Raw genomic sequence first — 22,771 nt, 5'->3', positions numbered from 1 at the left:
TGCGGTACTGTACACTTCATGCAAAGTTGGTCGTCCTCTTCTCATAGCAGCATTATCCTGTGAAGGCAAATCATCAAATATAAGAGAAGCTGTATGCATGTACTCTACTGACCGTAATAACGGGACAATTTGGGCATTATCCAGCTCAAATTCCTTTACCCCGATGAACCATGTGATAATCGGTCTAATTCTTTTCCCATCCCCTGCAAGGCTATAATTTGCCGCTTCTACCACAATATCCTTCTCAAGCTTTGTATTTTCTGTAATTGGTAGCATCTTATCAATAGGTGAACGGATGGATCGAATCATATCGGAAAACTCTTCCTGCTCTCTTCGATTTTCCTTTAAAGCAGTAATCATATGGTCACGAAGCAGTTTATCAAAAAAGTCAACGTCATCTGCCTTATCAACCATCTGTTGAAGTACTCGATTAAAAGTAGGAATTCCCTTTGTCAATATCCCCATTAAATCACTATACTTCTGTTCACCCATTTTTTCCTTTAACCGCTTCAATCCATTAATCGCTCGATCCAAGATAACTTCCTGTGTTTTGGAATCTGATTGATAGACTTCATGCATTAAATAAGAAATGACTGTCCAATACATTTCAAAAGGATTTATTAAATCCTTTCTCGTTTGATGATAGGTTAGATAATACGTATAAGGTGTTACTGCCCCATCCTTTTTATCATCAAACATATCCGCTAAATCATCCGCTAGCTGATTATAAATACCATAATAAAAGGTTCTTTTATCATAGCCTTCATCCTCAGGAGCATTCATTAACGACCGGACAATCTGTCTGGAAGCAGAGGATTTAAGAATTACTGGTATATAAAGGTCTTCATTCGAATAGGTGCTAGTAGTTAATTTCTTTTCCCTATCTACTTCTTGTGAATGAAAGAAGATATAGGATTGTTTTAAAAACAATTCCCACGTTATCGGATCATGCTGTAGCCTCATGTATTCGAACGCTTCTTTTAGCTCGCCATGAATGAATACAATAAGTTCTTTATTTTCTCCATGCCAGCTACCTAAATCTGGGACTTCCCCCGTTTCTAATGTCGTTCGAATTAAAGTGGAATAATGCTTTTCCTCTTCCATGGATAAAATTTTTGCATCCAGTAAATCATCAATTAAAGGATAGGTTAGCCCATAATAGAAACCTAATTTTAAGGCTTTTTCTAATCGGGACTTGCGTTCTTCTTCTGATAGTTCAATGCCTCTTCTTTCTTCCAATTCATGCATTAAGACCCCTGCAAGGATTTTCAGTATTTTCCGCTGAGCATGCTCCACACTCATCCCGCTCGGTATATGTGCTGTCACTTTTTTCAATTTTTCTAGCACCCAAATCATCGTATGTTCGACTGCTTCTTGTTTAGCCAATTTGTATATACTAGCTACGCTAAAAGCGTCTTCCTTTGCATCTTTCTTTAAAAGGTGAGTTTTCACATTGTTGACTACTTCCTCTATTCTATCTATGGTTGGTTGTGATGAAAGCGTCTTTCCTAAATCACGCATATATAAATAAGCAATACTTCGATTCAAATAATCATCTAATTTACCTGCATAGTTCAGCCACTCTATATAAGGTCGATATCCTCTTACAATCGGTTTTCTTTTTTTTCGGGAAAAATAAGTAAGGATGGAAGGAGAATGTATATGGTTTATCTTCCAAGTTTGAAAGTCTTTCGTTAAGCGCGACACATAAGACTGATCCGTTAACTGAGTTTGAAGGGAATGAAAATAACGGGAAGCTTTGTGCTCTGCCGATCGATATTCCTCATTTATTTTATCTTTTAACTTTTTATTCATAAGAACATTACCTCTGCTTTAACTTTAAGTTCGTTTTACTAGTCTAATATAATCGTTTATCCTCTTTATTATTACTAGAATATTCATTATCTCCTATTAATCTATATTTTCCATTAAAAAACTCTCCTTTTTGGGAGGAGAGTTTTGGATTAAATGTATTTTCTTGTCTACTAAGTTTAATTTGGGTTAAGTGTTGCAAGTGAGGGAGATGTCCAGATTAAATTTATGGTAACAGAACGTTTTTCTCTGTTACCTTTTCCCGTTGATTTCCTTCTTCAAAGTAACAGTTAGCACTCCTCTAGATTTCATCAAACAGAAGTAACCTTTTGTTTAGAAAGAGCTGTCGGTGACTTCGACTCATTTGCTTTTTCCATTATAGAAGGTCTTGCAAAAATTAGGACGGAAAGAATTAGCATACATCCTGCCACAATGAGTATCCATTGAGCAGGAATGTAATCATAAAGAACGCCAAATAATAAGGTACCTACTGGCATCATCCCCATCGCAAATGTCTCTAAAATCGTAAACACTCTTCCTTTATATTCATTCGCAATTTTCTTTTGCATAAGCACCATAATCGGAATATTTACCAAAATATTGACCGCTCCAAATATAAACATAAGTACAAAATAATAGATAAAAACGGAAAAGGCCGAAAAGGTAATAAGAATAGGAACAGCTGCAGCAATTACTAATAATCCTAAAGAAAGAATTCCCATTTTACTGACTGATAATGGCTGTTTAAATTCCTTTCCAAACGAAAGATAGATAGAAAGAAGCAGTGTTCCGACTGCAAAAGCTCCTTCTACGATCCCAAATTGTACAGATGGCATTTGTAATTTCGTATTAACAATAAAGGGAAAACCAACATTAAATGCTGTAAAAATAAAGTTGACAATCAAGCTAATGCTAATGATCGCCATCAATAATGGTTGAAGCCTAACATAGTTTAAGCCTTCTTTTAAGCTTTCAAAAACAGATTCTTTCGTTTCTGTTTTTTCTCGTTCTTTTTCAAACAATGTAAAATTCATCGTAGAATCAAGTAAAACGGCAATCAATGAAGCGATTAAATAGATGGTTAAAAACACAGACATGGAAACAAGACCGAATAATATCCCACCTATCGCAGGACTTGCAATTTGCGCAATGGAAATAGCAATTTGATTTAAGGAGGATGCTTTCTGGATGCGCGTTTCATCAATTAATCCTGTTAATGATGAAGTAAAGGCATTGCTTGCAAACATAGAAGTTATCGATAAAATACAGGATGTTGCATAAATCGCAGGTAAAGACAATCCCATTGTTATGCTATAAAGCAATAATCCACCTATTGAAATAGTAGTAATCGTTTGAGCCGTAATAGCAATTATTTTTCGGGGATACTTGTCAATGATAGACCCAGCAAATGGGGCAACAATTGTTCTAGGCAAGATATTACATAGCATATTTACAGCAAAACTCATCGAAGAACCAGTCACCTGCAAAATATACAGACTAATGGCAAACGTGTAAATTTGTGATCCAGCTGTTGCAATTAATTTACTACTTACAAATGTCCACAAATGGTAAGTGGCTCTCCTTTGCAACTGATATTCATCCAACAAAATCCCATCCTTTTCCAATAAAGTTTAATTAAATTAAACAAATCATATCATATACCCACTTTCCTTTCAAGAAAAAGTTTAATATAATTAAACTATCGAAGTAAGGAGTGTACCATTATGCTAGGAGAACGAATTCGCAGTTTGCGAAAACAAAGAAAAATGACACTGGAGGCATTAGCTGGTGAAAAGCTAACAAAAGGCATGCTCAGCCAGATTGAGAATAATAAAGCAAAACCCTCTATGGAAAGTCTAGAATATATTGCTGAAAGGCTTGGAGTGGAAGTAACAGAGCTATTAGAAAAAGTTAGTTCCTCAGAAATGCGAAAGGTGTTAGAAGAAGCAGAACATCTTCATGAGGATTTTCTTCTCTACAGGAGAAAGCTCGATGATACAATTCAGAAATGTAAAAAGCTAGTCAAGCTAATCGAACCTTACATTTCAAATTTAAATGAAAGCTATGAATCAGCACGATTGATGGAGATTTATAGTAAAGCTCTATTTTGCCTAGATCAAGAAGAATGGAAAATATATTGTGATAAAGCAGCATCTCTTTATGATTCACTTAATCTAACTGCAAACCGGTCAGAAATTGGAATTTTCAAGTGTATGACTTTGTTCGTAGAACGACGTTATGAAGAGGCTTTACAAGCCTATTTAATAGAAATAAAACATATTGAGACCAATCACATTAAAATTGATCCGATGACCCAAGTAAGTATAGACTATAATATAGCAGCAGTTTATTCAGCTTTAGGTGACATAAAAACAACCTCCGAAGCAGTGGAAAGAGCATTAGAATACTCTCGCAAAGAAAAGCTTTATTATAAAACCAGTGATATATATCAGCTTGCAGCAGTAGTAGCACTTTCAGTGGAAGACGAAGAAAAATTCCATTACTATTTAAAGAAATTACAGCAATACGGAGAATTTGTGGAGGATCCACTGTTTGCAGAGCTTTGTGATATTCTTCGTGCCGAATATTTACTTCATGTAAAAGGAGAATATGAGGAAGCAATGCCTCTAATTGATCGCTATTTAACATTTGATGAAAATACACAAATATATTCAGGGGACAACTGGAATATGCTTCTAAAGGGAAAAGCATTATATTTTACCAAAGAATATGAAGCTGCACTAGCTATTTTACAAACTATTTATATCCCTGAGTATATCAGTCATCCAATTGATTTAGCTCTAAATTATATGAAAGATACGTTTATTGCCTTGTGCTTTAAAGAGCTCCATAATGAAAAAAAAGCCCGTTATTATGCTAAAATCGCTTATGATAATTTCTTGCCTTTGCCACATTCGATTTTTCGGAAACTTAGTATCGAAACGTATGAAAGTATGCTTTAAACACTAAATTTCAAAATAAACTCCCTATAATTTTTTAACATGAAAAAGAAACGGGTATGAAAATAGCATATTCACACCCGTTTTTTCTAAATAGCTAAAATCTCTTTCGTAAAATGAATATAATCCGTGAAATAGCCATCCACTTGATACTCCATAACTCTTTGTTGTTCCTCTTTTTGTGTTTGCTTATCAATAAAATATACGTGGACTTCTTTCCCCTTTTTATGTAATTCATTTACAATTTTCTGGGTAACATCTGTAGATTCGATACCAATAACAGGAAAGTCAACTTCCCTTGCTTTTTCCAGAGAAAAAGAGCCCTTTCGAAAAAGGAGCGCTAATTCCGTATATGGAGCTAATGCTTTTATTTTCAAGAGACTCTCTTCTGAAAAGGACTGAATAGTTACCAAATTTTCGTTGAGTAATTGATATTCCTCTAACAACCGAATCAGCTTCTCTTCCATTGCTAATTCCCCATTAACGAGTCTTGTTTCAATATAATAGCTTTGTGTATCACGGAAGGTTTCCATTATTTCTCTTAAAGTTGGGATTTCTTCCGTTATCACTTTGCTATTATCCAATTCCAACGTTCGAAAACTCTTTATTTCTTTTAATGTATAATCTGAGACTTTTCCCTTCCCATTTGTCGTCCGGTCAATGGTTTCATCATGCATGGCAATCAATTCGCCATCCTTTGTCATCCTTAAATCTATTTCTAGAGAATCTACTCCTGTTTCCGCTGCTATTTGATAAGCCGTGATGGTACTTTCGTTATACCATTCATTAGCTCCTCTGTGTGCAATGACTCTTGGAGCGTGCTCTTTTTCTATTCTAGGTTGGCTTCCTTCAGATACCGACATGTCCCCACAGGAAGTAAGAGAAAGAGTTAAGAAAGGAATGAGCAAGCATCCAATCCAGTATTTAGTCAATCGGAACTGCTCTTTCCTGCCTAATCGCTATTGCTAATTCCGGATAGTCCGTGATAATGGATTCCACTTCTGCATCCATAAGTTGAACCAGCTCTTCCTTTTGATTTACAGTCCATACCCTAACTAGAGTTTTTAATTCCTGCCAGTCTTTTAAGTTATCGATTACCATGTCTTTATGAAGATGTAACGACTCCAATCCTAAGCTTTTTATGTAGTCAAGAGGATGCGAGATTACGTGATTTAACAACCATGCAATCGAAGCAGCTGGATCAATCCCCTTTATTCTTAATAAAGTCGGCAAATGAAATGATGAATAAACCACCTTACGACCATTCCCATATTCATTCACTAGCGCAATCGTCTTTTCTTCTATCCCCTCGTATTCGAATGTATAAGTTTTAAGTTCGATATTTAATTCTATTGGGTATGGCGCTAGTAATTGTAAAACTTCTTTTAAGGTTGGTACTTTTTCTAAAATCCAGCTTTCTTCATAATCAGGAAGGGAGGAAAACTTACTACCTGCACTAAACTTTTTTATTTCCTCTAGTGTGCATGCTCTTACAAAGCCAGTTCCATCTGTTGTACGGTTTAAAAATTCATCATGTATTACAACAACTTCCCCATCCTTCGACAAATGAACATCTAATTCAATTCCATCTACCCCTTGTAAAATTGCTTGTTGAAAACTCAGAAGTGTATTTTCTGGATATCTTCCTTTTGCTCCTCTATGTCCATAGATTTTCGTTTGATTCATGTTCTTCTCCTCCTTTTTAATGGAAAGAAACAGACCAACAAGTATTAAGTTTCTTTAATCATGTTGGTCAATCCCCTATATCTTATTTTCTAGCTCGATTTGCTTTTTCAATTGCTTCGTTCAACTGTTTAACCATCGTACTATATGTTTCATCGACATCTCCACCATTATAAACCGTTTCAAGTGCTGTTTCGCTAATGCGACGACCTTCCGGAATCATATCCATTAACGCCCCTTGAGTAGCATAGGAAGCTTTAGTAGATTGAAGTTGCTCCACTGTTACTTGTAGTTGTGGCATTTCTTTATAAGCATCTTTTACTGTTTGTTCATCATAAGCTTTCGGATTAACTGCAAAATATCCTGTTCCAACATGCCATTTTGCCTGCACTTCTGGAGTTTGTAAGTATTTCATAAATTCCCAAGCAGCCTTTTTCTCATCGTCACTCTTATCTTTCATCATCCAAAGACTTGCTCCACCAATAACAACCCCTTGTCTTTCAACTGCTTCTGGATGGGGAATAAAAGCAACGCCGACTTCAAATGGTGCATTATCAATTACGTCTCTAGCACTAGCAGAAGATTGCATAAACATCGCTACATCGCCTGCAAGGAACCCAGCAACCATGTTATCACCGTTTGTACCGTAGTTAGCAAAGGTCTTATCATCAATCATTTGTTTTACCCATTGAAAAACGGATTTGCCTTGTTCATCGGTGAATCCAATCTCGGTTGGTGTTTCTGTTCGGCCATTATCATTGTTCATTAATAAAGCACCTTGGTTCGCTAATAATTGCTCATATAACCAACCATAGGCCTGGAGTGCAAATCCTTTCATTTCTGGGTTTGCTTTTGCAATAGCCTTGCCAGTTTCCTCTACCTCTTCAAATGTTGCTGGTGCTTTCTCCGGATCTAATCCTGCAGCCTTAAAGGCATCTTTATTGTAGTACATAACTGGTGTAGAAGAGTTAAATGGCATCGAATAAAAAGTGTCGTCAATTTTATAATAGTTCGTAATGTTTTCTTCTAAGCCACTCATATCATAGCCATCTTCATCAATAAGTGTTTGAATCGGCTCCACAAATCCACTATTAATCATAGATTTTGTACCAATTTCGAAAACCTGCATCATCGTTGGAGCACTTTCTGTCCCTGCAACTGTATGAAATTTTGTTAAAGCTTCATCATATGTACCTTGATATTCTGCATTTATTTTCACCTTATCTTGGGAGCTATTGTATTCTTCGACAATAGTATTCAATGCTTCTTGTGCTGCTCCTCCCATAGAATGCCAGAAAGTAACAGTAGTAGGACCTTCCTTCTCTTCTCCACTTGTAGTAGATGATTCTGTATTATTGCTACATCCAACAATTAATAAAACCAGTGATAGGATAAACATGCTTAGTAACTGCTTCGATTTCCTCATTCGTCGTACACTCCCTAACTTATCTATTAGTAATATTTATTCTTTGCAAAAAGATTATTTTAAGGCTCCTTCTGTTAATCCTTTCTGGAGTTTTTTCTGTCCCAAAAATAATAGAATTAACGTTGGTAAAACAACTATAATTGCCCCTGCCATGATGACGCCCCATTCATTTAACTGTTCCTGTGACTGAAGCTGTCTTAAGCCGATTTGTACAGTGCGCACACTATCATTCGTTGTAGCAAGTAATGGCCATAAATACATATTCCATGACGTTACAAACCCATACACGCCAAGTGTGATCAAACTTGTTTTTGCCATTGGTAAAACAACGGTTAAATAAAATTGAAAATCACCGATTCCCGCAATTTCGCTCGCTTCCTTTAACTCTTTAGGAATTTGCTTGAAATTCTGGCGCAAGAGAAAGGTTCCAAAGGCTGTTGCAAAAAAAGGAATTGTCAATCCATTATAATGATCTAGCCAGTTAAGATTTCGTATCGTTTGAAAGTTAGGAATGATTGATGCTTCAAACGGGACCATCATGGTTGCAATAAAAACAAAGAAAATAAAATCTCTTCCTTTAAATTCTAAAAATACAAACGCATATGCTGCTAAACTAGCAAGAATTAATTGTCCTACCATAATGACAATCGAAACGACGAAACTATTTAATAAGTACTGCATTAATGGAAATCGCTCAAATACTTTTAAATAATTGTCAAATGTTAATCCTGTCGGTATTATTTTTCCAGTCATAATATCCTGTGATGACATAAAGCTCATCAGAAATGCAATAATCGCTGGCGAAAAAATAAGCAGTGCGGCAACAATTAGTAATAAATAAAAGATAACTTTTCTATGAATGGGCAATGTCACTGATAATGAACCTTCCTTTCTCCAAGCTTAAATTGAATGATGGTTAGAACAAGAATAATCACAAACAGAATAATCGCTTGAGCGCTCGCAGTACCATATTGGTAGTTCATAAACGCCTCCTGGTAAATGGAATAAACGATTAAATTAGTCTCATTCTGCGGTCCACCTCTCGTTAACATATCTACTTGGCCAAATGTTTGAAAGGCATTAATCAACGTAACTGTTAACACAAAAAATAAGGTTGGAGACAGCATCGGAATTGTAATTCGTCTCAGCTTGTAAAAATAGCCCGCGCCATCTATATCTGCACTTTCATATAAATAGGAATCTATCGATTGAAGTCCTCCCAATAAAATCAAGAAGGTAAATCCCACATTCATCCAAATAGTGGAAACAGATACGGAAAATAACGCCCAATTTGGATCTGTCAGCCAACCAATCGGCTCCATTCCGAATGCTTTCACGATACGATTAAGCCAACCAATCGTAGGATGAAATAAGAACATCCAAAATACGGAAGCAGCTGCAACAGAAATCCCCATTGAAGAGGAAAAGACTGTTCGAAACACTCCGATTCCACGCAGCTTCTCATTCGCCAGAATTGCTAGAAATAAACTTACGATAATCGTTCCTGGGACTGTATACAAAGCAAAGAGCAAAGTCGACTTTAAACTTTGTAAAAAAATTGGCGATTTAAAAATTTCGAGATAATTTTCCAAACCTACAAATACCGTTGGGTCTCCTCGATTATCTGTTAAGAAAAAACTTAAATAGATGGTTCTCCCCAATGGGTAAAATAAAAAGACACTAAATAATAGAATAGATGGTAATAAGAATAGCATCCCTTTCAGCAAATGCTGTAGCCGCTGCTTCTTTTTTTCTTTTAGAAAATCGACGGAATGCTGTAATTCTTGTTGATAGACAATTTCATTCATAATCCAACGACCTCTTGTTCTTCCATAGCAACTGCAGGGCGAATTAATGCTCCTGATTCAGAATCAAAAAAGCATATATTCTTGGAAGACAGCTGAACAGGAACGCGATCTCCTGCTTGAATTCGCCATTGTCCTAGCCATTTTGCCGTCCAAAGCTCTTTTCCTAATTCAAAGGTTAACAATGTTTCATTCCCTAACTGTTCTACATTGACTACTTCTAAAGTATGGCTCGTATGTTCATTTGTTCCTGGGAAAATATGCTCTGCTCTGATTCCCATCGTAAGGTTTGCATAAGACTGTAATGGGAGAATATCTTCTTTATCCATCACAATTTGTAGACCACTCTCAAGTACCAATTTATGATCAACCAGTTTTGCCGCACTTAAATTAATTTTCGGTGAACCAATAAAGGATGCGACAAATAAATTAGCAGGCTGATTATATAAAGTAATCGGTTCGCCGACTTGTTGGATTTTCCCGTCATTTAAAACCATAATGCGATCTCCCATTGTCATTGCCTCTACTTGGTCATGGGTCACATAAATCATTGTTAAACCAAGCTTTTTTTGTAGGCGGCGAATTTCTATTCTCATATGGGCACGAAGCTTTGCATCCAAATTAGAAAGCGGCTCATCCATTAAACAAATAGGAGCTTCACTGACAACAGACCTAGCTAATGCAACCCGCTGTCTTTGTCCACCTGACAATTCCTTAGGCTTTCGTTTTAATAACCCCGTTAATCCCATCATCCCAGCGGTTTCTTGCAATCTTCTTTGTTGTTCAACCTTGTCTACTTTTTTGGCACGTAAACCGAAAAGGATATTTTGTTCTACCGTTAAGTGAGGATATAATGCATAATTTTGAAAGACCATTGATAGATTGCGATCCTTTGGCGGCAAGTGATTTACGACTTGATTATTCATCTTCAATACCCCACCCGAAATATCTTCAAGACCAGCAATCATTCGCAGTAATGTACTTTTTCCTGACCCAGATGGTCCAACAAGGACAAAAAACTCTCCTTCTTCTATCGAAAGACTAATCTGATCAATAACCGATTTTTGTTTATCGTATGATTTAGAAATGTCCTTCATTTCTACTGCTACCACTAACAAACCCCTCCCCATTTGAATTACACCCCTATTTAACCATACAATTTCATGTTAAAAACCGAATTTACCAAGGATTAACAAACACATAATGACTGTTTGACAAACTTCAATTTCTCTTTACAAAGTTTACATTTTTTTAAATATTCTTAAATCGGCCTCGAAAAGAGAACACGAAAAAAGCTTAGAGCAAACTCTAAGCTTTTTTCGTGCTTATTATAATTCTAATGTTTCATTTATATCTGTGTCTTCTGCTTCTTGACCAGTCATCCGCTTATAAAAAAAGACGATATTTTTTGTAAAGCTTCCTGTATCCCAATATTCAGCTGATTCGGCTTTCACTTTAATTAATACGATATTAGGATCATCGTATGAAGTCTGCAGGATTTTTTCATAGCCTTTACTCCAAAGCTCTTTTTTCTTTGCAAGATCATCAACGAGTTCAGCTCTTCCCCTAATAGAAACATAGGATTTTCCTGCATAAGCGACATTAACTTCATTTTCATGCAAAATCTCTTCGTACTTTTCAGTGTCCTTCTTTGTTAGAAACCATAAGTCTCCATCAAATTCTACTTCTTGCGTTTTCATTGGACGGGATACAAGTCCTTCTTCTGATACAGTTGTGAGCATGGCGGTATCAACATCTTTTATTAAGTCTCTTAACGTTTCTAAGTCTTCTTGTTTTACCATATTATCACCTCTAAAAAATATATTCCCCTTATTTAGGACTTTTAATCAAAGGCGATTATATCAATCTAACTATACTAGTTTGAGTATAATGAACCAAATCGCTGGTATTAAAAGAGATGGTAAGAGATTTAATGTCTTAAATTTTTTAATGCCCAATATACTGAGTCCAGAGCTTAAAATAAGGATTCCACCAATAATCGATATTTCCGCTAATAAACCTGGTGTTAGAAAGTTTGTAAGTAATCCTGCTGTGACATAAAAAAAGCCTTGCCACAAAAATAAAACAAGCGCAGAAGCAGCAATCCCGAAGCCAAAGGTAGACGCTAATACAATCGAAGTTACCCCATCTAAAATGGCATTTGTAAAAAGATATGTATGATTTCCTCTTAAGGCACTTTCAATCGGACCTAATATGGACAAGGTCCCAGCACAAAATAGCAAAATTGCCGTCGATAATCCTTCTGCTAAATTACCTTTTGAAAATCTTGCGACGATTCGTTTAAAACCATTTTCGATATCCAGTTTTTCTCCAATTAAGCCACCGATTGCAAGACTAACAATAAAAAGAACCGGATACTTGCTATCTGGCATATATTGAACAATGGAATGAATCCCAAGTGCCGTTGCAGCAAGCCCCATCGCCTGCATCAGAATATCCTGATACTCCTCTTTAATCCCTTTTTTCAAAAAGCTGCCAATCGTACTACCTGCAAGAATCATGAAGCAGTTAAATAGTGTTCCAATCAATTTCTCTTCTCCTCGACTTTATAATAATATAAAGTCATTTTATCCTATTCGCCTACATTTTGGGAATTTTTTTATTAAATCAACAAATCCTCAAATCATGTTCCCTTTTCCAAAATAACGGACATATAGTTTTTCTTTCATGCTATTTCTTCCTTGTAAACAAAAAAATGGCTTGCTATAACTGTTAGCAAGCCATTTTTTTAGTAAACTACTTAAATTATTAAGCAATTGCTGTTTCTTTTTTATGTTTATTATTTCTTCTATTGTTAAATTGATTTTTGATATATGGCATTGCATATCGGTCAAGACCGAATTTACCAGCGTTTGCACCTGCTACGATTACGAATATTGCTAATAGAATCATTTGTCCATTTGTGCTTACTGTTCCACTGAATAAGAAGGCGAAGTTCATTACCATTCCCATTAATGTTGCAAAGCTTGTGAATAGACCTAGAATTAATGCAATCCCTACTAGTAATTCTCCCCATTGAACTAAAAATGTGAATAAATCTGCATTAGGTAGTGCTACATGCTCTAGAAATGTTGCCCACCAGCCCTGTACTGCTGGGTGATCACCTGTGCTACTTGCGATTGCCCCCTGTAAAAATCCACTTGCGTCAAAGCCGCCACTTGTTATCTTTCCATAGCCTGCATGGATAAATTGATATCCAAGGTAAATTCTAATCACCGCTAATATTCCTGCCACCACTTTATTATTTCTTAATAAATCTAACATCTTACTCCATCTCCCTAAGTTTAATTTTTAGTTTATTTATTCAGTAAGTTTGTTCATTGTTTCACATTAATTTTTACAAGATCTTGTTTGTTTCTTACTACACTTATATAATAGCACTATTCTCACCGTAAGAAAGGTTTTTGTGATGCAATTCACATTTTGTACATAAAGTTATGTCTGAGTTGTGAACTCACTTAACAAATATCACTTTCTATAAGGAAATAGCGATTTACATCATTCCTTTTCCCAAACAATAAAAAAGAGCACTGTAAGCATATCAGCACTCTTTCTCCTTTATTTTTTTACAATTCATCATACTTAAAATATGGAAAATAGCTTGGCTTCTTTTGACCACTTAAATCTTGTGCACATACACCCACAAAGGTTCCTGTAAAGCGGATATAATCTGCATCATCATCCGATAAATGACCAATATCAATTTTGCTGCCGATATCCTTCCACTCATCTTCTCCTTCTGCATAAGCAAACTGGAGCCATTGATGATCAACTTTCGCCTTTAGCTTAATCAATCCCTCGGAATTTAACGGGATATCTTGATTGAGTAATTCATCATATACACCATGTTTGGATTCAATAATACCGATACATTTCCCTAATGTTTCATGTGTCGTAATTCGCAGGTACACATAATCATCCGTATCATAATAAAAAATTAATCCAGCCATTTGTTGAAAAGTTTCTGGTACATATTCAACCGCAGTTTCTAATTCAGCTGTGAAGCTCTCTAATCTCCGCGCTAACAGGCTTTGGCGATGAAGAGAACTCATCGACTCCTCACCTTTTAATGTTAAATATCCTGGTCGTTCCGTTAGTGAAATCCATTCTTCACTAAATATTCTTCTTAAAGAGTTCCAGTATTTTTTTAAAGTATTGCCTTGGAAATCATCATGGTCACTCTCTTGTTCAAAAGGATGTGGTTCTAAATCTGGAGCCTCGACAACGGTCGATGGATTAGGTCCTCCTTCAATGCGCAACCAATTATCTTCTGTCCAATAGCATTTTTGGATGGCCGTTTCTCTCCCTAAAATACATTTTTTATCCACTACTGGTCTGCCGCATAGATGTGCCATATACCACTCACCATTTTGTGTTTCCACCAAGCTTCCATGACCTGCTTTTTGTAGTTGGTCTGTATCGTTTTCGTCTGAAGTCAAGATTGGATTTGTTGGATCTATTTCATATGGACCAAATAAAGAAGTAGACCTAGCCACCGTTACCGCATGTGTATACCAAGTGCCTCCCTCTGCTGTCACAAGATAATAGTAGCCATTGCGCTTGTACAAATGTGGTGCCTCTGTTAAACCAATTTCTGATCCTTTAAAGATATTTTGAATAGGCCCAACTAGCTTTTTTTCTTCCACTGAATATTCTTGAAGAGCGATTCCTGCAAACGAATTTGTTCCTTTACGAAAATCCCAAATCATATTCACCAACCATTTCCGTCCATCCTCATCATGGAACATGGAAGGGTCAAAACCACTGCTATTAAGATAAACTGGCTCAGACCATGGTCCTTCTATATTTTCAGCTGTTACTAAATAGTTGTGTGTATCCTTAAACGCTCCAACTCTACTTTTTACATCTGTATAGATTAAATAAAACATACCATCCGAATAGCTTAGACACGGAGCCCACACTCCACCTGAATTGACATTCCCAATCATATTTAATTGGGATTCACTTGTTAATGGATATGTTAACAATCTCCAATTAACCATATCTTTCGAATGATGAATTTGAACACCTGGAAACCATTCAAAAGTAGAAACAGCAAGATAATAGTCATCTTCTACACGCAAAATAGAAGGATCCGGATGGTAGCCTGGTAAGACTGGATTGATTATTTTACTCATTGTGTATCCCCTTTTCCTTAAATTAATAATTTCCACTAACCACTTTGAAAGAGAATCTATAAAACTAGTATCTTGTAGATTCTCTTCCCCATTAAATGTATATTTCAAAGATTATTTTCTGCTCTTACTAAACCTATCTAGGAAAGGAACCTTCTTCTTTCGCTAATGCCTTTTTCCCTGCTTCCAATACCTCAATGATACGGTCGACATCATACACACTTCCGCGCCAAGTACCGCCGCTAACTGCTTGTAGCGCAGCCCAAAGCCTAGTATCATCCGGTAAATCAGGGTCTGGTTTAAGGTCTGGATGAGCTTCCCTTGTTTCTAAAACCTGGATAGCTTCTTCTTTCGATATTCGCTGATTTTCTGTGCCAATAAAATCAACAGATCCTATCAAGTTTTCACAATCAACAATTATTTCGATTAAATCTCCATCCCTAAGCTTACCGATTGGCCCATCACTCAATGCTTCTGGTCCGATGTGACCGATACAGGCTCCAGTCGACACACCTGAAAAACGAGCGTCAGTAATTAAGGACACATACTTGCCAAAAGGTAAATATTTCAACGCAGACGTTAATTGATACGTTTCTTCCATCCCTGTTCCAGATGGTCCACCACCTATTACAACCATTACATCACCTGCTTTTATCCCACCCGTTTTTATCGCAGTAATTGCAGCTTTCTCTGAGGTAAATACCTTTGCTACTCCAGTATGTCTATAAATGCCATCTTCTCCTACTACAGATCGATCGATAGATGTTGATTTAATAACAGAGCCCTCAGGAGCAATATTCCCTTTTGGAAAAGTAATTGTTGAAGTTAGCCCTCTTCTTTTTGCTGTGTCTGGATCCATAATCACTTGGTCTGGATCGACTCCATCCGCTTCTAATAAGCGTTTTCTTAATTGCACTCTTCGTTCTGATTTTTCCCACCAATCTAGGTTTTCTCCTAAAGTGTGACCAGTAACAGTAAGAACATCTTCATGTAAAAGCCCTAATTTCCGCAAATGAAGCATTACTTCTGGTACACCACCAGCAAGAAAAACACGTACAGTCGGATGATGATCTGGCCCATTAGGCAAAACACTCACTAGACGAGGGGTTTTGCGATTAATTCTTGCCCAATCATCCACTGTAGGTATTTTACATTTGGCAGCATGTGCAAGGGCTGGAATATGTAATAAAAGATTCGTTGAACCGCCAAAGGCAGCATGAAGGACCATTGCATTTTCTATCGCTTTATCTGTAATAATATCTTTTGTCGTAATATGGTTCTTTTCCATTTCTAATACAGCTCTTGCTGATTGTCTTGCCATTTCTGCCCAAATCTTTTGTCCAGAAGGAGCAAGCGCAGAATGAGTGATTGCAATTCCTAGTGCTTCTGCAACAACTTGAGAGGTTGCAGCCGTACCAAGAAATTGACAGCCGCCTCCTGGTGTTGCACATGCTACACAACCAAGCTCTGCCGCTTCTTTTAATGTAATTTCTTTATTAGCAAATCGTGCACCAATTGTTTGAATTTTCCCTGCATCTTCCCCCATTGTTGGAGGTAATGTTACGCCACCTGGCACAATTATGGTTGGTAAATCATGCATAGCGCTAAGCGCAATCATCATGGCAGGAAGTCCCTTATCACAGGTAGCGACTCCGATTACTGCTTCCCGAGTCGGTAATGAACGGATCAAACGACGATAAACGATTGCAGCATCATTTCGATAGGGAAAGGAATCAAACATACCTTTCGTTCCTTGAGAACGACCATCACAAGGATCACTAACAAATCCAGCAAACGGCACTCCTTTATGCTGCCTAATTTCTTCTGCTGCTTCTGCCATTAATATATCCACTTCCCAATGCCCTGTATGATAGCCTAATGCGATTGGCTCTCCATTATGGTCTCTTATACCGCCTTTTGTCCCTAGAATAAGGACTTCCGTTCCTAAAAGATCTTTCGGTTTCCATCCCATTCCTACATTTTGACTAAGTCCAAATAAATCCCCACTTGGTGAATCCTCTAGCATTTGTGCAGTAAGCGGAAGTGTTCCAGTTGGTCCCTTCGCATTTGTTCTTACTTCATAAAGGGATTCATTCTCGTTTTCGAAAATAAATGGTAATGTCATAACGCTATCCCTCCACCTTATGTTTGTTTAACAAACGAATAATCTATCTAAAAAAATAATTACTTTTTCTTTTTACAGCTGTCCATCATAGTACTTTTGCCTGCTGTAAAATTTCTTTCACTTGCTGATTCTTCTCTTCGGTAAGCGTCTTAGTAGGAGGCAAAACCTCGGTAGAAATATTAATACCACATAATTTGGATGCTTCTTTAACCACATTTACAAACGGGCTATCAATTTTATACAGCTGTGGCAAAATCGATAATTGCTTTTGTAGGGAGACTGCCTTTTCTAAATCTCCAGCTAAAAAGCCATTGTATATGCCAACCGACAATTGTGGAGCAAAATTTGCACTGGCTGATATTGCTCCATCTCCACCTAGTAGTAAGGTATTAAATAAATGATCATCAAACCCGCAAAACACAGAAAAATTTGGATTAACCTTTTTCACCTTATCAATCATTTCACGAATATGTCCGATAGAATCAATCGTTTCTTTAATCCCCACTATATTTTGATGATTTATAACCAGTTCTTTAACAAAATCAGGTGTTAAATCCTGTCCCGTAAGTGTTGGAAAATTATAGAGAAGAACTGGAAGCTTAACTGATTTCGCAATTTCACTGAAGTAATCATATAAATTCTCTTCTGTCAAACTCCAATAATACGGATTAATGGCAACAATACCATCTGCCCCTATTTCCTCCGCATGTTGACTAAGCAAAATTGCTTCCCTTGTATTCGTACTGCCAATACCTATTAATACGGGAACTCTTTTTCCTACATACTTGACAGCAAACTCAGCTATTGCCTTTCTTTCATTCACAAACATTTGAGAAAATTCTCCACCAGTACCTAAAAAGAATAAACCGTTTACTTTATCCTCTATTAGTTTGTCAATTAATGACGCCATTTCCGCTTCTTTCAAATTTCCTTCTTTATCAACAATGCTTGAAACTGGCGGAATAATTCCTTTAAAGCGATTTAGTTCGGTCATTTTTCCCTCTCCTCTTCCCTTTTTATTTACGGTCCCATTACCTTTAAACTCTATTTGTTTTATATTATAAAACCAAATTCTATTATTTAGATTATTTGAGTTGATTATAACATATGCCTCCAAAAAGTAAACACTTACATAAAACAAATTTCGAATTTTTGATTTTTTCAAAAAGACCATTGCTATTTTTATATGGCTATATTAATGTAAAAGTACTCAACTATGTTTGTTATCATAGCAAGCGGTTAAATATTATAAAACGAATACGGAGAAGATATTATGCCAATCATTCAATCTGTGGAACGTGCCCTTCATATACTAGATTTATTTAACGATCACACAATAGAATTAAAAATCACGGAAATTAGTGAACAAATGGGACTACATAAAAGTACCGTGCATTCTTTATTGAAGACCCTTCAACAATCGCGATATATAGATCAAAACCCAGAAAACGGAAAGTATCGGTTAGGCTTAAAGCTAGTAGAAAGAGGCAACTTAGTTATTAATACATTAAACATCAGGCAAATTGCCAATAAATATCTAGTTGAGCTAGCACTTAAAACTGGTCAAACATGCCATCTCGGTATTCTAGATGGAAATGCCGGTGTGTACATTGACAAAGAAGAAGGAGCTAATTCGGTTATTCGCTACTCACGGATAGGTCGGAGAATTCCCCTTCATTGTACAGCGATCGGAAAGTTACTGTTATCCTACCAAAATCCAGAAATAATAGATGCACTACTTGATGGATATCATTTTACACAGGCGACAAACCGCACCATTACAAATAAAGAAGATTTCCTTCATGAATTGGAAAAGGTGCGTCAAAATGAATACGCTGTGGATGATCAAGAAAATGAATTAGGTGTCCGCTGTATTGCTGTGCCAATCATTAATCAGCATCAGCAAATACTAGCAGCACTTAGCATCTCTACCCTAGTTTCCACAGTAAATGATGCAACCCTTGCTGATTATATTCAGCTGCTGAAACAAACGGGAAAAGAGCTATCTGAGGAAATGCGATATGGAGTACCTATAAAATAAGAATCCATTTAACGAAATGAGACATTAGTATTCCAGCCCAAGTTAAAGCCAAACAATTACACGATAGTGATTGTTTGGCTTTTTAATTAGCTTTTAAAAAAGCTGTTTTAGTTGTTATTACCGAAGCCTGAATACACTTCGCTTTCCGTGGGGCTTGCGCTAAGCCCACAGGAAAGCGAAGTGTATTCAAGCTGTTCGATTTTTCTACTAATGTTATTTTTTTCTTGAAAAAACAATCAGTTTTTAGGAAATAGCCTTTAAAGATTAACTATTTTGTTTTGTCCCAGCTCATTTCAGCCAAAAACTATTTCCTTTTTTCAAATTTCTGTTCCTACAATTATGCCTGCAAAAAATTTTATTTATATCTCCTAGTCCAAATTAAGCTTTGAGCAGAAAGTAAAGCAACCAATGTACAAAGACTTGAGAAAATTAGCCAGTTAAAGATTATTTGCTACCGAGGTAGCAATAATTCTGGGAGGACAGTAATCACCATTTAGAAATTTTATTCTTTACAGAGCAATGTTATCTATTGGCTTCCTTATTTATTTTCAAAGGAACCCCATAAATCATTTACTCGTATTAATATTCTTTCGATCTTAAAATCCTCATTTAAATTTGCTTGCCCCGTTATTTTTTTGACTTCTGATGATTCCTTTCCCTCTTTTTGATACTGTAATTGGATGGAAAAGTTATAAATACTCTCTTTCGAATCGGTTCTTTCATAATCTATATTTTTAACCTGGAGTGTGTAGTTATTTTTATATGGTTCCGTCATTAATACTGTTCCATACCTTGATATGAAATCATTGTATGACGTTTCTTTTGCAAAATACTCTTTATATGTATCTGCTTCGTATTTAGCCAAAGCTGCATTTTTTTCCTCTGAATCTGTTTTTTCCAATATATCTTTCAGCTGATCATTTGGTCCTGTTAAGGCATTATGTAAAACAGCTTCTACTGTCTGTATATAGTTATCTGTATTCTTATCCACTTTTTCTGTACAACCAATTAATAAGAAAAGAAAAGGAAATAAAGTGATACTGACTGCTTTGTAACTCATTCTCTTCATCTCATCCCCTCCATAATTATAAAGTATACGAATTATGAAGTTATAAGGTTTCATATATTTTCCTTTAAGGTATCCTTTTATAAGATTTTAAAATTAAAAAGAGGAGCATTCACATTTGAAATACCCCTCTAATTACATTGATTTGTATATTTTCGCAAAACGAAATATCAGCTACTTATTACTTATTATTAAATAGAAAATGCATGGTTTCCTATTTCTTTAACTACTTTTCTTGAGAAAATCCAATCACTTGTTGCTGTATCTGGGTTGTAGAAATAAAGAAGCTCTTCATTCTCTCTCCCATTATTTAATGCTTCTTGTACAGCTTTATGTGCCTCTTTATCAGCTTTTTTATCGATAGAACCGTTCTGAACAGGCTCAAAGGCATTCTTCTCATAGATTACACTTTCTAACGAGTCAGGAAACTGCTCATTTTCCAGGCGATTTAATACTACATCAGCTACTGCCACTTTACCGGCAAACGGCTCACCCTTCGCTTCTGCATGAACAAGACGGGCCAGTAATTTTTTTTCGTTATTTGTTAACTTTGCTGATTCTTTAGCAGCATTTAGATTTTGCTTCTTATCAACCGCAAATTTTCTTGTTGATACATTTTTTGTTTCTTCTGTATTAGTTGTTGCTGCTTTTGCAACGGGTGGAACATATATATAGGAACCAATAACTAAAGTGATTGTAATTGCTAAAAATATTAACTGTTTCATTTTTGTATACCTCCTGTTTTAACAGGCCCATATACAAGGCTAACAGGTTTGCAAGCAAAACTCATTACATAATTGTTGGTAAAACTGTAAGTTTTCATGGGGATTTTGGAAGAAATAACTATATATTTACAATTAGATGTTTCTCTATAAGTTAGTTCCCTCTAATTTTCATGGATAAAATTGTGTAAATAGGAAAGGTTAAATGACTAGTACAACTCATTATAAAAGGCTGTTTTCGTAAAAGTATTTGTTGCTATTAGCATAACCAAGATAATTAATTTCTCCTATAAAAAAGCTTCTATCTTTTTTGAGAACAGCCTAACAAAAAGAAAAGCTGATACCAGACAAATTCTGATATCAGCTCACTATCTTAACTATTTCGAACTAATAATGCACAACACTCTACATGAACCGTATGTGGGAATAAGTCCACTGGTTGAACTACTTTTAATGTGTAGCCAAATGGCTCAAGCTGCTTGATGTCTGTTGCAAATGTATCAGGATTACAAGATACATAAACGATTCGTTCTGGTTGAGAGCGTCCAATACGTCTCATGACCTTTCCGCCTGCTCCAGAACGAGGTGGATCTAGTAATAGTAACTCTGGTCTGCCGAATGTTTCTAAAACCTGTGCTAACCCAGTTCTTGCATCTTGTGCTAAGAAGGTAGCATTATCGATGCCGTTATCGCCGGCATTACGTTTAGCTGATTCAATCGAGCTTTCCACAATTTCAATTCCAACAAGCTTGCCCACTCTGCTTGCAAAAGGAAGCGAGAATGTTCCAACGCCGCAGAAAAGGTCAATCATATTCTCTGATTTTTTTGGTTCTGCCATTTCTACAGCTAAATCAACCAATTTTTGTGCTTGTGTCGGGTTTGTTTGGAAGAAAGTATCAAACCAAACTCGGAAACGATAGCCATCCATTTCGTCATAAATGAAGTCTCTGCCTGCTAATGTATGGCTTTTCTCTGATTGTGTACGATCTGCCCAATCCGTATTTTCTAACCACATAAGGCTTTTTACTTGTGGGAACTTTTCTGTAATGCGAGCAACTAAAGTGTCCACTGCATTTTTCAAAGAACCATCTGGAGCTTCTGTCGCAAATAAAGCTAGCATCATTTCACCTGTAGCAAAAGACTGTCTCACCATTAAATGACGAAGAAGCCCTTCGTGTGTGTCTTTATTATAGCCCTTTAATTCATGCTCTTTCACCCAAGTTGCTACTTCAATCGCTGCTTCCACCATTTCTTTTCCTGCGATTAGACAAGTCTCTAAAGAAATGATTTTTCTAAAATTGCCTTGTTCATGTAAACCAAGAGAACCATCTGTCGCAAACGTAAATTCCATTTTATTGCGGTATCTCCATGGCTCATCCATTCCAATCGTATCTTTCACTAAGTTAGGATCAAATCCTTGTTCTTCGATCACACGCTTTACATGATTCGTTTTTTGTTGTAATTGCCCATTATATTCCCAATGCTGCCACACACAACCTCCACATTTCTCAAAATGAGGGCACTCAGGTCCGATTCTTTCCGCATGGGCATTTAAAATTTCTTCCGGCAATGCCTTTCTGTGTCTTCTTTGTGGCTGATCAACCGTTACCCTTACCGTTTCACCTGGTAATGTTTGAGGAATCGTTAGCTTTAATTTCTTTTTGTTTCCTAATTCATTTTCACGCCAAACAACAGCCTGTCCAGCTCCTTTTTCATCCACATTCTTAATTTCAACAATCATCATTTCTTTTTCAATAGTCGTCAAACGTTTTTTCCTCCTTAAAAATTTTTCACTAGCTAATTTATTTTAAAAAGAACTATTTCTTTGATCGATATCTAGCTATTATGTTTTTAACATACTTCCCTAGTATAAAGGACATTCATACAATATGAAAATAATAATTTTTATTTTGCAGATATTAGCAATTTAAAAAGGACGTTGCTATTTCCAACGTCCCAATCAATAAACCTCTAA

At 36.3% G+C, this 22,771-nt stretch carries 19 protein-coding genes; 2 read left to right on the top strand and 17 right to left on the bottom strand.

Annotated features, from left to right (window positions below; all coding sequences use genetic code 11):
• A partial coding sequence (locus tag RTL21_RS11225) for a polyprenyl synthetase family protein (protein WP_312095974.1) occupies positions 1 to 1,815 on the bottom strand: 1,815 nt, incomplete at its 3' end.
• 308 nt (positions 1,816 to 2,123) lie between these two features.
• Positions 2,124 to 3,416: an MFS transporter gene (locus RTL21_RS11220; RefSeq protein WP_312095973.1), complete on the bottom strand. Its 1,293-nt coding sequence runs from the start codon at positions 3,414 to 3,416 to the stop codon at positions 2,124 to 2,126.
• A 120-nt stretch (positions 3,417 to 3,536) separates the two neighbouring features.
• Here RTL21_RS11220 and RTL21_RS11215 point away from each other — a divergent pair, with 120 nt between their 5' ends.
• The gene (locus RTL21_RS11215; RefSeq protein ID WP_312095972.1) at positions 3,537 to 4,775 is read left to right on the top strand and encodes a helix-turn-helix domain-containing protein; all 1,239 of its coding nucleotides are present in this window, start codon (positions 3,537 to 3,539) and stop codon (positions 4,773 to 4,775) included.
• Between the two features lie 86 nt (positions 4,776 to 4,861).
• Here the strand turns inward: RTL21_RS11215 and RTL21_RS11210 are convergent, their stop codons facing one another.
• The 12 genes from RTL21_RS11210 to RTL21_RS11155 form a co-directional block, all read right to left on the bottom strand.
• A complete protein-coding gene (locus RTL21_RS11210) occupies positions 4,862 to 5,704 on the bottom strand; it encodes a glycerophosphodiester phosphodiesterase (RefSeq protein ID WP_312095971.1) in 843 nt (280 codons plus the stop codon).
• Positions 5,697 to 6,458: a glycerophosphodiester phosphodiesterase gene (locus RTL21_RS11205; RefSeq protein WP_312095970.1), complete on the bottom strand. Its 762-nt coding sequence runs from the start codon at positions 6,456 to 6,458 to the stop codon at positions 5,697 to 5,699. The genes RTL21_RS11210 and RTL21_RS11205 overlap by 8 nt, the downstream gene beginning before the upstream one ends.
• Before the next feature lie 82 nt (positions 6,459 to 6,540).
• Positions 6,541 to 7,881, bottom strand: a complete 1,341-nt coding sequence (locus tag RTL21_RS11200) for an ABC transporter substrate-binding protein (protein WP_312095969.1) — start codon at positions 7,879 to 7,881, stop codon at positions 6,541 to 6,543.
• Between the two features lie 54 nt (positions 7,882 to 7,935).
• Positions 7,936 to 8,754 (bottom strand): carbohydrate ABC transporter permease, encoded by an 819-nt coding sequence (locus RTL21_RS11195; RefSeq protein WP_312095968.1) that lies wholly within the window; start codon positions 8,752 to 8,754, stop codon positions 7,936 to 7,938.
• Entirely contained in the window at positions 8,751 to 9,689 is a 939-nt protein-coding gene (locus RTL21_RS11190) for a carbohydrate ABC transporter permease (RefSeq protein ID WP_312095967.1), read from the bottom strand. Before RTL21_RS11190 ends, RTL21_RS11195 begins: the two co-directional genes overlap by 4 nt.
• Entirely contained in the window at positions 9,686 to 10,798 is a 1,113-nt protein-coding gene (locus tag RTL21_RS11185; RefSeq protein ID WP_312095966.1) for an ABC transporter ATP-binding protein, read from the bottom strand. Before RTL21_RS11185 ends, RTL21_RS11190 begins: the two co-directional genes overlap by 4 nt.
• 216 nt (positions 10,799 to 11,014) lie before the next feature.
• Positions 11,015 to 11,488 carry a pyridoxamine 5'-phosphate oxidase family protein gene (locus tag RTL21_RS11180; RefSeq protein ID WP_312095965.1) on the bottom strand — a complete coding sequence of 158 codons (474 nt, stop codon included), beginning with the start codon at positions 11,486 to 11,488 and terminating at the stop codon, positions 11,015 to 11,017.
• Positions 11,489 to 11,557: 69 nt separating this feature from the next.
• Positions 11,558 to 12,235 (bottom strand): DUF554 domain-containing protein, encoded by a 678-nt coding sequence (locus tag RTL21_RS11175; RefSeq protein ID WP_312095964.1) that lies wholly within the window; start codon positions 12,233 to 12,235, stop codon positions 11,558 to 11,560.
• 220 nt (positions 12,236 to 12,455) lie between these two features.
• Positions 12,456 to 12,971, bottom strand: a complete 516-nt coding sequence (locus RTL21_RS11170) for a DoxX family protein (RefSeq protein WP_312095963.1) — start codon at positions 12,969 to 12,971, stop codon at positions 12,456 to 12,458.
• 302 nt (positions 12,972 to 13,273) lie between these two features.
• A complete protein-coding gene (locus RTL21_RS11165; protein WP_312095962.1) occupies positions 13,274 to 14,845 on the bottom strand; it encodes a glycoside hydrolase family 43 protein in 1,572 nt (523 codons plus the stop codon).
• A 133-nt stretch (positions 14,846 to 14,978) separates the two neighbouring features.
• On the bottom strand, positions 14,979 to 16,967 hold the full coding sequence (locus tag RTL21_RS11160) for a YjhG/YagF family D-xylonate dehydratase (RefSeq protein WP_312095961.1): 1,989 nt from the start codon (positions 16,965 to 16,967) through the stop codon (positions 14,979 to 14,981).
• 85 nt (positions 16,968 to 17,052) lie between these two features.
• Complete coding sequence (locus RTL21_RS11155; RefSeq protein WP_312095960.1) at positions 17,053 to 17,961, bottom strand: dihydrodipicolinate synthase family protein; 909 nt, start codon at positions 17,959 to 17,961, stop codon at positions 17,053 to 17,055.
• A 279-nt stretch (positions 17,962 to 18,240) separates the two neighbouring features.
• On the opposite strand from RTL21_RS11155, the gene RTL21_RS11150 reads away from it, so the two are divergent.
• The gene (locus RTL21_RS11150) at positions 18,241 to 19,008 is read left to right on the top strand and encodes an IclR family transcriptional regulator (protein ID WP_312095959.1); all 768 of its coding nucleotides are present in this window, start codon (positions 18,241 to 18,243) and stop codon (positions 19,006 to 19,008) included.
• Between the two features lie 538 nt (positions 19,009 to 19,546).
• On the opposite strand, the gene RTL21_RS11145 is transcribed toward RTL21_RS11150, so the two are convergent.
• The 3 genes from RTL21_RS11145 to rlmD form a co-directional block, all read right to left on the bottom strand.
• Positions 19,547 to 20,077, bottom strand: a complete 531-nt coding sequence (locus RTL21_RS11145) for a hypothetical protein (RefSeq protein ID WP_312095958.1) — start codon at positions 20,075 to 20,077, stop codon at positions 19,547 to 19,549.
• A gap of 188 nt (positions 20,078 to 20,265) precedes the next feature.
• Positions 20,266 to 20,799: a cell wall hydrolase gene (locus tag RTL21_RS11140; protein WP_312095957.1), complete on the bottom strand. Its 534-nt coding sequence runs from the start codon at positions 20,797 to 20,799 to the stop codon at positions 20,266 to 20,268.
• A 370-nt stretch (positions 20,800 to 21,169) separates the two neighbouring features.
• The gene (gene rlmD / locus RTL21_RS11135) at positions 21,170 to 22,540 is read right to left on the bottom strand and encodes a 23S rRNA (uracil(1939)-C(5))-methyltransferase RlmD (RefSeq protein WP_396954440.1); all 1,371 of its coding nucleotides are present in this window, start codon (positions 22,538 to 22,540) and stop codon (positions 21,170 to 21,172) included.
• Between the last annotated feature and the right edge of the window lie 231 nt (positions 22,541 to 22,771).

Origin of the sequence: Niallia sp., from assembly GCF_031978665.1 — a bacterium.
In the GTDB taxonomy this organism is placed as follows: Bacteria; Bacillota; Bacilli; order Bacillales; family Cytobacillaceae; genus Niallia.
Note: the sequence above shows the minus strand (reverse complement) of the source record. Positions and strands in the feature narration are given on the sequence as shown.